Genomic DNA, 14,260 nt, shown 5'->3' with positions numbered 1-14,260 from the left:
CTACTTTCAAGTATGGGGTCAATCTAAAATCCAAAATTCTTTGATCCATCTCTGCCATGTTTATCCTTCATTCTGACAGTGTTTTTAAAGTTGATCCCAATACCCCGCCTGAGTATAGTCGGGGTAATCCGCTGCTGAAGTTGTTAAACTTTCTAGAACGTTCCCAACTAGCGGCTGAACGTGATTTTTATTTAACTGGGGAGTTCCAGTATTTATTTCCCTATGAATCCCTAGTTTTATATGGGCCTCAGGGAAATGATGCTAATATTCTCGATCCAACTCAGCAGGACAATAAAACAGATTTCCAAAAACAAAATGTCAAGGATTTCGTTAGTACCGACACCTTTTTAATTCGGGGGTTGGTAACTGTGGGAGAGTGGACAGGGCCATTTTTGCGAGTTTCTTACCGTGGCGGCCCTGATACAAAGTTATCCGTTGCTGCCAATCATAAACTAGGAGAAAAAATTAAACTCTGGATTAAAGTGGCAGGAGTAGCAACTCCGACTCCGCTTTTAGTACCGTATAATCCACTGAGCGATCGCTATGAAATTGAGTTTTGGGGTTATCCAGGCAACGATCTGCGAAGTCAGCTAGACGACAAGGGACGCAATGCCTTTGATCGCGGTGAACTCCAAGTACGGACTGACTTAGTACATGGCAGTGTATCAGATTTTAATCGGGAAGTATTAAGCGATCGCTATATACTGGACGTTGCCCCCACAAACACAATGCATCCTGTGTTACCCCTCCATGTGGAACTTGCTTGGGCAGATTTTAGCGAAAAAATTTGGGACTCCCAAAATGGGGCAAACTACCACTACGAATTCAACATGATCCTCCGGGGATGGGATCACTTTTTGGGAACAGGTATCAGTCCTAACCCTCACGGTGGTGTTGGCTTTTTGGAATATCGCAATTTGATGTCTAATTATGGGCGCTACTCCAGTAAACCAGAATTGGGTCGCCAGTTAGAATCATGGAACTTCAACGCCTTTGGTACTAAAAATCATGGCAACGGTTTTGAACGATTCTTTGCCGTAGATTACATGGATTTGCATATCCTCAATCCTAGCTGTGGCATTGGTTTACATCGCCATCGTGATAATCAGGAAGTTTTTCTGATGATGGATGGCCAAGGCTTTATGGTAGTAGGTGATTGGTGCAAAATGCCAGAGCGAGAACGCTGCTTTGAAATCCGTACACTACAACCTGGACACTTTGCCATGCTCAAAGGTGGTAATCTCCACGCTTTAATGAATGCTACTGATGAACAAGTTTCTCTGTTTATGTTTGGGGGTTATGATTAATACAAGTTTGGTAGCATGACTAGTAGTCTATTTTAGATTTCATTCATCTGGCTGGAATTAAACGCTACAAGCAATATGGAGATTTTCGCACAGTAGCGCAGAGAATTAATGATTACTCTGCGCTATTTTGCGTTAAAAAACAGTACAAGACCTGTACGCTGGAAATTTTACCCTCACTAGTGCGACAGTTAAGCTAAGGCACATCTAGATTGCACATTTTTCGTCAAGACTGTCATTTGTTATTGATTATTTACAAAAGGTGACTGATAAATGACTAATAACAAAGGACGAATTTCACGAATAAATAAGCCATCAAAATGCGTCACAGCCTAGCAATAATTGCAGTTTGCTCTAGAAGCTTAGTATGACAAAGGCATTCCCAAGCATAGCAAGGCGCTTGAAAAATATAGGAATCAAGTTGTTGAAGATGGGAACCTTCCTAATAACCCGTTTTATCGAAAACTGGAAACGCTACTTCCTGGGTGACACTGTTGATGTCCGCCACTCTCCCTCCAATGATATCCGTCCTTCCTTAGGGGGGCCAGTTCTGAGTTTGGGTGGGGGTGGTCCCGATGTCGATGATGCTATTCAGTGGATGATTAACCAAGTTCGGGGAAGTAGTAACTCCAACAACAAAGTTAATGTTGTAGTTATCCGCACGAGTGGTAATCACGATTACAATCGGCTAATTTATGCCATGAAGGGCGTAAACTTTGTAGAAACTCTTGTGGTTAGTAGTAGAGAAGAAGCAAACAAATCCGAGATTTTTGAAAAAGTCCGAAATGCTGATGTAGTTTTCTTTGCTGGTGGCGACCAATGTCAGTATATCCGCAATTGGAAAGATACCAAGCTTGAAACCGCCGTTAAGTCAGTTTACCTGAAGGGAGGTGGTGTCGGTGGCACTAGTGCGGGTGCAATGATCCAAAGTGATTGTGTCTATGATGCTTGCGCTTCTTCCGAAAAAGGCATCGAAACTAGAGACGCACTCGAAGATCCTTACCGGGACATTACTTTTACTTACAACTTTTTCAATTGGAGTAATTTGAAGGGAACTATTGTAGATACACACTTCGACAGGCGAGAAAGAATGGGTCGAATTATGACTTTTATTGCCCGTCAAATTAAGGATGGTGTATCTAGCAGTGTTTTAGGCATAGCGGTTAGTGAAAGTACATCGGTTCTTGTGGATAAAAACGGTTTGGTGAAAGTTATGGGTAGGGGTGCGGCATATTTTGTACTTGGCAATCATCAGCCAGAAGTATGCGAACCCCGAAAGCCTTTGACCTTTTCTAATTACAAAATTTGGAAAGTTCGCAGTGGCGACACCTTTAACTTGAGAAACAGACCAACCTCTGGGTACTATCTCAGGAGTGTTAAAAGGGGACGGATTGATTCAAATCCTTATTGAGTGGGGAGTGGGGAGTAAGGGAGAAGGGTTTTCCCCTCTGCCCCTCGCACCTCTGCAATTGTAAGTAAGTCGGCGTAAATAATTATTGTTGGGATAAGGCAGGGAGCAGGGGGAGAGGGAGTTTGAGCTTTCTTTACTTTTCTTTACACAGTTTGGTTTTATTGTGCCGACTTACTTCAGCAATAAATCCTCAATCAATGACAACTCACTATCCATATAGGTGTGGAAATCTAGCCGAGCCAACAGCTAAGAGGTTGTTTGAAAAGTAGTTAAGTGTAATTTTAGGCACTCGTTGATCCCCCCTAACCCCCCTTAAAAAGGGGGGAACCAGAATCAAAGTCCCCCTTTTTAAGGGGGATTTAGGGGGATCTCCAAGGGTTAGGCGTATAAAAAAACTTTTCAAACAACCTCTAAGAAAGCTAGAAGATAAAGGGAAAAATTGAAAGTTCAATTAATTTGAGGTTTTCTTGACTATATAATGCACTATCACAGACCATAATACTGTCAAAAACTATTTGCTTTTTAAACTCTACTAAAAGTTCCTGGTGAGTTATGATGCTGCTAGTTAGCTTAATGTACAAAAGATACCAATTTTTCTAACCATCTCGATGCTTCCTTATAGGATTTAAACTGGCTTTCACTAACACGAAATTCTTTAGTGTGAACCATTCTTTTTCCCTGAACCCACTTTATACCGTGGTACTTGTGCAGCAATTCGTGATACAACACAAACTCAACTACAAACCCAGGTACTTTAGGATCATCAAGGGTTAAACTCATCACTACTCTATCTCTTGCTGATTCGTAGTGTCCGAATTTACGGTAAGTGTTAATTCGACTCCATGCTAGGCGTGGTTTGGCAAGACTTGCCGCAAAATATTCACGATTTACTTTATCAAATAACTCATTTAGGTTATAAAATTTGCCTTGCGGGTTTTCTGCCACTACCTCGGTAATTAAATCAAGCTCTAACAAAATATTGGTGTATTCTCCTGTACTGGCAAATGACCTGATAAGTTGTGTATTATCTTGACTTTTGCCAACAAGAGCAGATTCTACTAACGCTTGCAAAACTGCTTTTGGTGCATTTATAAATCCCTCATTAATCATTATATTAGCTGCACTCGCAGACCTTTTACCTTGATATAGTCCAGCTAAATTAGTTATTTCAATCATTAGCTGGAGTGAGTTTTGACGATGTATATTCAGAAGTTGTTTAGCACTTTCTAACATACAGACAGTAGCTTTCAGGTGAAGTTGTAAATACTGTTCATCTGTCAAAAACTTAATCCATGAGTAGATTTTACGGGATGAAGGAGTCAGATTTGCTGGCGTTGCTTGTTTGTTAGAACATATTGTTTCAATTGTTGTTGCTGTGTTAATTAAAGTTTGATTTAAATGTCGGATTTGGGTGGAATCATCATTAGAATTTGAGGCTAAATGAAAAATTCTTTGTAGGATACTATTTTGTTGTAATTTGATATTTTTTAGACGAATACTCTCAACATTCATTTACAGCAGTTTTCTTTTGTATGAAGTACAAAGTTACAGATTTTGAGGCACGAGGTAGAAACTCTTTATATATGGTTTTTGGCTTCACTAAAATGTATTGCGATCGCTCCATCGCTCCTCCATACCGATATTACCCTGTAAACCTCCTGTATGTACCAGCAATAGGCGATCGCCTCTAGAAAAAAATCCCTGATTGAGTAAATCCATCACCCCGTAAAACATTTTAGCGGTATATACATAATCAAGGGGTACGCCATGCTCCTGTGTAAACTGCTGGCTGAACAGTCGCAACTCGTTGTTAACCTTTGCATAGCCGCCAAAATGGTAATCACACACCAATTCCCAGGAAGCTGGAGAACTATATGGCGCGGGTAAACCAGAGGCGAGGTAATTTGTCAATAGACTTTCGATTTCTTGTGCAAGAAAAGCCCCATTTTTCAGAACGGGAAAAGCGATCGCTTTTTGTTTTTGATGTAAGGAAAGAGCAATACCAGCTAGTGTGGTAGCTGTACCGCAGGCGACGCATATATAATCAAAGGCGTAGCCGTAGCCAGCCGTAGGCATAGCTTCGTTAAGAATCTCTGTGCAACCGCGCACACCATTTAAATTACTACCACCTTCGGGAATGATAAACACCTCACCGAAACGTTGTTGCAGATATTCATGTAGCGCTGGTGTATTGCGCTGTCGATACGTCTCACGATTTAGGTACACAAGCTGCATACCCTGCTGTACAGCAAAACTCAGCGTCGGATTCAGCGGTAGCCTCTCCTCTCCACGAATTACGCCAATGGTACGGAATCCGAAAAGATTACCAGCCGCCGCAGTTGCATAGATGTGATTAGAATAAGCGCCGCCAAAAGTCAGCAGCGTTGTGAAATTTTTCTCCTTAGCTTCTAAAAGGTTGTATTTCAGCTTGAACCACTTATTGCCGTTAACCCACGGGTGCATGAGATCGAGCCGCAGCACATACAACTCAACACCAGCGTAACGGGCAATTTCGCTGGTGTTGAGTTGTAGAGGAGGAGGAATAAAGATTAACGACATCTGTCAGCATTCTAACTTAGATTTTACATTCTCTCACGTTCATCATTGAATATAAAAGTAATGATAAACATTGAGTAATTCAATGGTAGATCAATCAAAAGAAAGAATAAATCTTTCTGATGATTAGCTTTAGAAATTAGCATTTTACTAATTGAGTATTTCAGGTAAATATAAAAAACATAACACTCGCTCCAGACAATATTCTTTTGGGGAAAAATTATGGTTGCACTCACACAGCTTACTCAAGTTATTCCCAATCCCGGACGTTTGACGATTCAAACTGTTGAAATTGCTCCTCAAACTACAGCTATTCGTTGTCTCGACTGGGATAGAGAACGTTTTGATATCGAGTTCGGTTTACGGAATGGGACGACTTATAATTCTTTCTTAATCCAGGGAGAAAAAATTGCCTTAGTTGACACATCTCACCGCAAATTTGAGCAGCAATATCTTGAGATCCTGCTGGGATTAATAGATCCGGCTAAAATAGATTACTTGATTATTAGCCATACAGAACCCGACCACAGTGGCTTAGTGAAAAATATTTTGCAATTAGCTCCTGAGATTACTGTTGTTGGTGCTAAGGTAGCTATTCAATTTCTAGAAAATATGGTTCACCAGCCTTTTAAATCAATGCAGGTGAAAAGTGGAGAGCGATTAGATTTAGGCAACGGACACGAATTAGAATTTATCTCTGCACCTAACTTACACTGGCCTGATACCATCTTGACTTATGACCACAAAACTGGCACTCTCTACACCTGTGATGTGTTTGGGATGCACTACTGTGATGACCACACCTATGACGAAAATATTAGCTTAATAGAAGAAGATTTTCATTACTACTATGATTGTCTCATGGGCCCCAATGCTCGGTCTGTTTTGGCCGCTTTAAAGCGGATTGAAAAGTTAGAAATAGTCACAGTTGCGACAGGACACGGCCCTTTATTACAAAACTATATTTCCGAATGGCTTGGACGGTATCAAAACTGGAGTTTAGAACAAGCCAAAACAGAGACATTAGTGGCTCTATTTTATGTTGAAGATTACGGGTATAGCGAGTATTTAATCCGTACCATAGCTCATGGATGTGCGAAAACAGGCGTTGCAGTAGAATTAGTAGACCTCAATAGTGCTGAACCTCAAGAAGTTCGAGAATTAGTTGCACAAGCTTCTGGTTTAGTAATTGGAATGCCAAATCAGTCTTCGGGAGTGGCTCAAGCTGCTTTAAGTACCATTTTAGCTGCTGTTCATAAGAAACAGGCAATTGGTTTATTAGAGTCAGGAGGAGGAGAAGATGAACCGGTTTATCCCTTACGCAATAAGTTTCAAGAACTGGGATTAATTGAAGCCTTTTCACCGATCTTAGTTAAGGAAATTCCTACCCAAGCAACGGAACAACTTTGTGATGAAGCGGGTACAGATATGGGTCAATGGTTGAATCGCGATAGCACCATTAAACAAATTAAATCCATCAATACCGAGCTAGAAAAAGCTTTAGGGCGTATTAGCACAGGATTATACATTATCACCGCTAAAAAAGGAGAAATTCAGAGTGCAATGCTGGCTTCGTGGGTGACACAAGCGAGTCTTGAGCCTTTAGGAGTAGCGATCGCAGTATCCAAAGATCGGGCAATTGAATCTTTGATGCACGTTGGCGATCGCTTCGTTTTAAACGTTTTAGAAGAAGGCAAATATCAAGGATTAATGAAACATTTCCTGAAGCGTTTTGCTCCTGGTGCAGATCGATTTGCTGGAGTGAAAACATATCCAGCTAACAATCAATCGCCCGTTTTGGCTGAAGCTTTAGCTTACATGGAATGTGAAATTACTAGCCGTATAGATTGTGGAGATCATTGGGTAATTTATAGCACAGTCCAAACTGGAAGAGTTGCCAAGTTAAATGCACTTACTGCCGCCCATCACCGCAAAATTGGCAATCATTACTAATTGGTCATTGGTCGTTTGTCTCCTCTGCTATCCACAGACGCGATGAATCGCGTCTCTACAACACAATCCTAAAAAACTATGTATAAATCTGCTGAAAATAACTCAATTGACATGTACGAAATCAATCGTGGGCGCGTCGTCAGAACCTTGGAATTTATCCAAGATGTGATTGTGATTTGTTTGTGTATCGGTTTATTTAGCTTTATGGTGCTTCAGGTGAGAGATATGTTTCTCTCCTTACTTCCACCTCTAGATTTTCATGCTGTTACTGCCGATATTCTCTTTTTACTCATCTTAGTTGAGTTATTCCGACTGCTGATTATTTATCTACAAGAGCATCGAGTATCTATTGGGGTAGCTGTTGAAGTTTCTATCGTTTCTGCCTTGCGAGAAGTCATTGTTAAAGGTGTTCTAGAAACAAGTTGGAGTCAAGTTTTAGCAACTTGCGCCTTTTTATTAGTACTGGGAGTACTACAGTTCCTCCGAGTTTGGCTACCCCCAACCTTTGAAGGTATCGATCCTGAACAAGAAGTATCTAAACGTTATAAAAAACTAGCCAAGTCTGAATTAATCCAAACCAACAGTCATTAAGAGTAGGGAGTCAGTAGAGACGTGATTAATCGCGTCTGTAGGAAATAGAATCTTCTCCCAATGCTCAATGCCCCATTCCCAGAGGTTATTATGTCTGCAAATAGTTTAATTACCAGCCATCCAAGAGATGTACAAGTTGCTGAAATTGGTAAAAATACTCTGATTTTGCGATCGCGGACTTGGGACAGACTAAAATTTGAGGTGGAGTATTCCCGTCAACGGGGAACTACGGCGAATTCTTATCTGATTCAAGCTGATAAAAAGGCTTTAATTGACCCTCCCGGCGAATCTTTTACCGAAATTTACCTTGAGCAACTAGCACAACATCTAGACTTTATTAGCCTAGATTACATTGTTCTCAGTCATGTCAACCCCAACCGCAGAGCCACCTTACAAGTATTGCTCTCTCTGGTTCCTCAAGCCACGATAATTTGTTCTCGCCCTGCCGCCAATGCTCTAAAAACTGCCTTTCCCGAATTTGAATCACCTATTCAAGCGATGCGATCGCAAGATACTTTAGATTTAGGACAAGGACACAATCTATCATTTATCACCGTACCAACTCCCCGTTGGGCGGATGGACTTTGTACTTACGATCCCGTCACCAAAATTCTCTACACAGACAAACTTTTTGGCGCTCATATTTGCGAAGATACCTTATTTGATGAAGATTGGAAGGGATTAGATGCAGAACGCCGTTACTATTTTGAATGTCTCCATGCGCCCCAAGCTAAACAAGTCGAAGCAGCATTAGATAAAATATCAGTTTTGGGAGCTAGATGTTATGCCCCTGCACATGGCCCGGTTGTTCGTTACAGTCTGAGTCGTTTTACTTATGATTACCGTCAATGGTGTCAAGGGCAAAAATCTCAAGAATTAAGTGTTGCTTTGCTTTATGCTTCTGCTTATGGAAATACAGCAATTTTGGCAAATGCGATCGCTCAAGGTTTGATTCAAAATGGAATTAATGTAGAATCAATCAACTGTGAACTAGCAGACTCGGCAGAAATTATCCGCATTGCTGAAACTTGTGATGGTTTGATTATCGGTTCACCCACTTTAGGCGGACATGCACCAACTCAAATTCAAACAGCCTTAGGAATAGTCCTCTCGGTGACAGCTAAAACTAAGTTAGCAGGGGTGTTTGGTTCTTACGGTTGGAGTGGAGAAGCAATTGATTTAATCGAAAGCAAGCTCAAAGATGCAAATTATCAACTAGGATTTGAAACAATTCGGGTGCGTTTTAGTCCTACTCCTGAAATTCTCCAGCAGTGTCAAGAAGCAGGCGCTTCCTTTGCCCAAAACTTGAAGAAAACCAAAAAGCTGCGTACTTCCCGCCAAATTGTCACAGAAACCCATGTAGATCGCACTGAACAAGCTGTGGGGCGAATTATTGGTTCTTTATGTGTTGTGACAACTCGTGATGAAGAAACTCATAAAGGGGTTTTAACTTCTTGGATATCTCAGGCAACTTTTAACCCACCAGGAATTATGATTGCGATCGCTAACGAGCAAAATGCAGATTTAATGCATCATCCTGGTGATAAATTTGTCCTGAATATCCTCAAAGAAGGAAAAAATCTGCGACGCTATTTTTCTCGTCATAGCACTTTAGGAGATAATCCCTTTGCAAATCTTGCCACAAAAACTGCTCTTAATGGTTGTCTGATTCTAAATGAGGCATTAGCTTATTTAGAATGTACGGTGCAAAATCAGCTTGAATGTGGCGATCGATGGTTAATTTATGCTGTCATCAATCACGGTGAAGTATTGGAAAGTGATGGTATCACTGCTTTAGAGCATCGGAAATCTGGCAGTTATTATTAATTGACCACTTGCATGAAGAGTGCTGAGTACCGTTAGCGATAGCGGGGCGTTTAGCCCGTGCTGAGTTGAAAGACCACCTACAAGGGGCGGGGCTTTTACCATAGTGCAAAATTACTCAGCACTCAGCACTCAGCACTCAGTAACGAGACAAACGAGAGAATATCTAAAAGCTTGTTCTAGACTGGCTTTCACGTTAACCGCTATAATTTCTAAGTTATTCCCCGCATCAAATCTCTGTCGCCAACCAAGCACGCAAAACTTCGGCTACTGTCCACGCTTGGGCAATACATCCCCGTGGAGTCATTGGCGCATCACCATCAAAAATTTCGCTGAGACTACCAAGACCGTGGGCAGTGAGATGATTAGCCATTGGTTCCAAAAATTGACGAGCCTGTTCAGGGTTTTTGTAGACGCGCAAGTGTGCTAAAACAAATGGCCCCAACAACCAACCCCAGACGGTTCCCTGGTGGTAAGCTCCATCACGTTGATACCGATTTCCACCGTATTTTCCCTGGTATTGAAGATGGTCGGGAGCTAGCGATCGCAATCCATGAGAAGTCAGCAGCATTCGCCCGCAAGCCTCCACCACACCCTTTTGCTGTGCAGGTGTCAGTGGACTTTCTGGTAATGACACAGCAAATATTTGGTTAGGACGCAACAATGCATCATCACCATCGGGACTGTCTAAAACGTCATAGCAATAACCTGTCTCATCATTCCAGAAGCGAGAAAATCTATACTTTGCCCGGTCTGCCATTGCCTCATATTCTTGGTGTGGTTTACCAAGATGACGGGCAAACTTTGCCATTGTCCGTAAAGCATTATACCAGAGGGCGTTAACTTCAATTGGTTTGCCAATTCGGGGCGTAACCACCCAATCGTCAACCTTGGCATCCATCCAGGTTAGTTGTATACCAGCAACGCCAGCATAAAGTAAGCCATCGGCTGCATCAAGGTGGATATTGTAGCGTGTACCGCGACAGTGCCAATCAATGATATCTGCAAGTATGGGAAAGAGTTCACCAAGCAAATTATCATCGTCTGTAGCACTGTAGTAGGCGCGGACTGCTTCAAAATACCAGAGAGTGGCATCGACTGTATTATATTCTGGTTGCTCACCCGCATCGGGAAAGCGATTAGGCAGCATACCTTGGTCTACGTGTCTGGCAAAGGTGCGAAGAATTGAGCGCGCTATTTCTGGACGACCAGTGGAAATTGTCAAACCAGGTAGACTAATCATGGTGTCGCGTCCCCAGTCGCTAAACCAGTGATAACCAGCGATAATGGTTTTGCCGTAGGGGTCTTCTGGCGCTGGGCGATCGACAATAAACTGGTCAGCAGCTAGTACTAAATGGTTGATCCAGCTAGGTGATTCCTTGGTCTTCAGGGGTCGATTAGTTTTCCAAAATCCTGTTAATTTCTGCTCTTGAGTGCGACGTAACTTCAGCGCAGCTTCGCCATTTAGATTTGGTTGTTTTTCTGTGCTGGCTACAAAGGCGATCGCTTCTCCAGGATTCAGTGTAACTTCAAAAGTGGCGGCGTGGAGGTGGTCTTCTTTGTCGCTCAATCCCCGATAGCGTTCAACTGCTAAGTCAAAGTCATAATACCAATTGTTGACAACAGATATACTAGCGCGTGAATCGCTCACTAGATACAGTGGTACAGCACCCGGATAAGCAGTTACACAAATCCCCTGTTCCACCTCCTCAACAGACATTTGCCAACCATTGCTTTGAGTATCGCTGTGATAATCGCGGTAGTTGACCATTGCTTTCAGTGTCAACTTCAGGGGTTGAGTGGCACGACGCAGAGTATATTGGATATAAGTTGTATTCGCGCCTTGTTGCATCCATACCCGTTTTTCTAGCAAGGCATCGGCAACAGCAAAACGCCATACAGGAATCGTACCTTCCAAAGAAAAACGTTCAATATGTTTATAACCGTCGGGACTGACAATACCATTTACCCAACGATTCGTGTCTAAAGGATAAGAGCGGGTATCATATAATACAGTTTCATCTAGTTTTGTCAGCATTAAAGTGCGACCCAAAGGTGGTTTCAATGCTGCTACTAGTAGTCCGTGATAGCGGCGAGTCAATAAACCAGCCACAGTCCCAGAGGCGTAACCACCAATACCGTTAGTAATTAACCACTCCCGCGATTCTGCAATGTCAAGATTGCCGCAGATTTCCCGCCCAAATTCTATACACATAAGTCACGTCGCTTTGCTCTAAATTCAAAATTAAGCTTTTCTCTCTGCGTTTTCTAAGTATCTGCGATTTAAAAGTTATTTATCTAACTACAGAGACGCAGAGAACACGGAGAAAAGAGAAATTATTTTCTGAAAATTTTACCTACCTTGAAAGGGCTAATCTAACTGTTGTGAAGCTGGGGATTGCTCCTCAGTTATTTGAGATTCATTCACGAGAGGATTGAGGATGACTTCATTAGCTACACTATCAGCTTTCCGGGCACGAATTGCTGGACGCGATCTTCTATAACCGGCTCTTTCAGCTTTTTGGTGTTCGTAATCAATCAATCTGCCATAATATTCGTGCTTGCTTAAATTCATCGACAAGAAAATATGCTGGCGAGTATTACCAAAACCTTTGCGGTTAAAAAACTTTAATGCTGAAGTATTGGTAGGATCAGTGTCTACTAGCATAAACCGCGCTCCATCTTCAATCATCCGAGCGACGACTTTATCAACCAATTTGTCTGCTACTCCTCGACGCTGATACTTCGGGCTAACTCCCAGCCATAAAATGTATCCGTAAGTCCAGGATGCTTTGGTGATGATGGTTCCCAAAATAAATCCGGCTAATTCTCCCTCTGTTTCAGCCACAAGACAGTATTCTGGATCGGTGTTGTAAAGTCCAATTACCTCCCACTCGTCCCAGGTGCGGTATAAATAAGGATATAAATCGCTGGTAAATAAACCTTCTCCCAAGTGGTAAACGGGAGCAATATCGTCAATTCCTAATTCGCGCACATAAATTGCTTCAGTCTCATCAAAAGTTGACATAGATTTACATAAATTTAAAAGTTATAACTTCTTTATACCCCGATTGGATTTTACAAACATCCTCTAATTTATAGGGTTGAGTAAGACTTCTTGAATACTGTCAAAATTTGGCAATGATTCTTTCACTGCTTCTTCAGTAGCTTGGATGCGGTCGCACCTTTTAGCAAATTGACAATAATCACAGTTTTTACTACCCTCCACAACTTGCGGAAACTGTTGGTTATTTTGGTAATTTTCTAGCCAATTAGTTAACTGGCTTAACAGTTGATTAAGTTTCTTTGCTGTTTGTGCGTGTTGAGTAGTACTGTAATTAAATTTAATATTTTGGGGTTTTCCTTCAGATTGGACAAACCAATAAGTCATGGAAATCTTTTCTGGCAAATAGTCGCTAGTTTCTGCCAATACATACAGATAAAGCCGTGTTTGCCAGTTGGATTCTAACTTGCGTTTATTGGGTGGTTTTGGATAAGTTTTCCAGTCGAGAATTTGCGCTTGTTGGTTATCTGCAATCAATAAATCATAGACAACTGTCAGCAAATAATCTTGAAGTTGCAGAGTCCGATAGTGTTCACTTTCACGGAAAGTTTGATTATCAGATGCAGCCGTTAAGATTTCTGGGGCTGCATCGGCAAAACCTAGCATCCAGCTTTGCAATTGAGCATCTGCTTGCAGGAAACTATCAATAGGCAAACCCATTTCTCGCTGCTGCATTAGCAAGTGAAAGCGACTACCTAAAGTTAGCCGTTCTTCTTGTTCTGGATTTGAGGGCGAATTGAGTTTTTCTAAGTAGGTATGTTGAAATTTACGCGGACAAGTTTCTAGTAAGTTAAGTTGTCCTTGAGACAGTCGCAATATTTGAGTTGAAGTTGATAGCATTCTTCTATTTTAGAAGTAAATTATAATCTGCAACTTACCTTTGGCAGTAAAGACATACCTGCCCTGGCGAATCGAATGAGACTGTTGGTTAATTCACGGTGGGTTTGATCCCTCACCCCTAAAACATTGGTTTGGCGTTGCTTTACCGCCCTGAAATAAATTTCGGGCTAATAGCTCAAGTCCGTTGAAACGGACTGAAATCAACGTGAGTTCGATGAACCTCTCCCTCCCAACCTCCCTCTCCGAAACGGAAAGGGAGGAGCAACGAAAAATTAAGCTTTTTGCTCCCCTCTCCGTGTCGGAGCTACGGTGTACACACAAGTCTTTGAGAGTTGCCTCACAGCGTTTAGATCCCCCCTAACCCCCCTTAAAAAAGGGGGAGCCAGAGTCAAAGTCCCCCTTTTTAAGGGGGATTTAGGGGGATCTTCAACGATTTTGGTTTTATACAAAGATGTGTGTACACCGTAGCCGACACGGAGAGGGGCTGGGAGAGAGGTCAAATAAGACTTGTCGAACTCACGTAAATCAGAGTAATCAGGAATGATGGGTTAGGCCCCCTATTAATTCGCCAACAGTCTCATGGAATTCGCAGCTATACAGAGAAAACCCACGGAGGTGGGTTTCAAATTCTTTAAGTCCGCGTAGGCGGCCTACCCTTCTCCTTCGGAGACGCTACGTGAACGGGAACGCCAAGGGCGAATGTTTGTGTAGCTGCGA

At 42.0% G+C, this 14,260-nt stretch carries 10 protein-coding genes; 5 read left to right on the top strand and 5 right to left on the bottom strand.

Annotated elements, in window-relative coordinates; all coding sequences use genetic code 11:
• The first annotated feature begins 56 nt into the window (after positions 1–56).
• Together V7L07_RS21570 and V7L07_RS21565 are read left to right on the top strand one after the other, a co-directional pair.
• On the top strand, positions 57–1,307 hold the full coding sequence (locus V7L07_RS21570) for a cupin domain-containing protein (RefSeq protein ID WP_335060940.1): 1,251 nt from the start codon (positions 57–59) through the stop codon (positions 1,305–1,307).
• Between the two features lie 364 nt (positions 1,308–1,671).
• Positions 1,672–2,715, top strand: a complete 1,044-nt coding sequence (locus tag V7L07_RS21565) for a cyanophycinase (protein WP_335060939.1) — start codon at positions 1,672–1,674, stop codon at positions 2,713–2,715.
• 570 nt (positions 2,716–3,285) lie between these two features.
• On the opposite strand, the gene V7L07_RS21560 is transcribed toward V7L07_RS21565, so the two are convergent.
• The gene (locus V7L07_RS21560) at positions 3,286–4,227 is read right to left on the bottom strand and encodes a M48 family peptidase (RefSeq protein ID WP_335060938.1); all 942 of its coding nucleotides are present in this window, start codon (positions 4,225–4,227) and stop codon (positions 3,286–3,288) included.
• A gap of 87 nt (positions 4,228–4,314) precedes the next feature.
• Positions 4,315–5,274: a 1-aminocyclopropane-1-carboxylate deaminase/D-cysteine desulfhydrase gene (locus V7L07_RS21555; RefSeq protein WP_335060937.1), complete on the bottom strand. Its 960-nt coding sequence runs from the start codon at positions 5,272–5,274 to the stop codon at positions 4,315–4,317.
• Between the two features lie 219 nt (positions 5,275–5,493).
• Between V7L07_RS21555 and V7L07_RS21550 the strand changes: the two genes are divergently transcribed.
• The 3 genes from V7L07_RS21550 (at position 5,494) to V7L07_RS21540 (ending at position 9,642) form a co-directional block, all read left to right on the top strand.
• Positions 5,494–7,224 (top strand): diflavin flavoprotein, encoded by a 1,731-nt coding sequence (locus tag V7L07_RS21550; protein ID WP_335060936.1) that lies wholly within the window; start codon positions 5,494–5,496, stop codon positions 7,222–7,224.
• Between the two features lie 78 nt (positions 7,225–7,302).
• Positions 7,303–7,815, top strand: coding sequence for a phosphate-starvation-inducible PsiE family protein (locus V7L07_RS21545; RefSeq protein ID WP_335060935.1), 513 nt, complete (start codon positions 7,303–7,305; stop codon positions 7,813–7,815).
• Positions 7,816–7,905: 90 nt separating this feature from the next.
• Positions 7,906–9,642 carry a diflavin flavoprotein gene (locus V7L07_RS21540; RefSeq protein WP_335060934.1) on the top strand — a complete coding sequence of 579 codons (1,737 nt, stop codon included), beginning with the start codon at positions 7,906–7,908 and terminating at the stop codon, positions 9,640–9,642.
• 226 nt (positions 9,643–9,868) lie between these two features.
• Here the strand turns inward: V7L07_RS21540 and V7L07_RS21535 are convergent, their stop codons facing one another.
• The 3 genes from V7L07_RS21535 to V7L07_RS21525 form a co-directional block, all read right to left on the bottom strand.
• The gene (locus V7L07_RS21535) at positions 9,869–11,854 is read right to left on the bottom strand and encodes an amylo-alpha-1,6-glucosidase (RefSeq protein ID WP_335060933.1); all 1,986 of its coding nucleotides are present in this window, start codon (positions 11,852–11,854) and stop codon (positions 9,869–9,871) included.
• Between the two features lie 156 nt (positions 11,855–12,010).
• A complete protein-coding gene (locus V7L07_RS21530; RefSeq protein ID WP_335060932.1) occupies positions 12,011–12,667 on the bottom strand; it encodes a GNAT family N-acetyltransferase in 657 nt (218 codons plus the stop codon).
• Positions 12,668–12,730: 63 nt separating this feature from the next.
• The gene (locus V7L07_RS21525) at positions 12,731–13,543 is read right to left on the bottom strand and encodes a PD-(D/E)XK nuclease family protein (RefSeq protein ID WP_335060931.1); all 813 of its coding nucleotides are present in this window, start codon (positions 13,541–13,543) and stop codon (positions 12,731–12,733) included.
• Between the last annotated feature and the right edge of the window lie 717 nt (positions 13,544–14,260).

Origin of the sequence: Nostoc sp., assembly GCF_036916985.1 — a bacterium.
Taxonomy (GTDB): domain Bacteria; phylum Cyanobacteriota; class Cyanobacteriia; order Cyanobacteriales; family Nostocaceae; genus Nostoc.
Note: the sequence above shows the minus strand (reverse complement) of the source record. Positions and strands in the feature narration are given on the sequence as shown.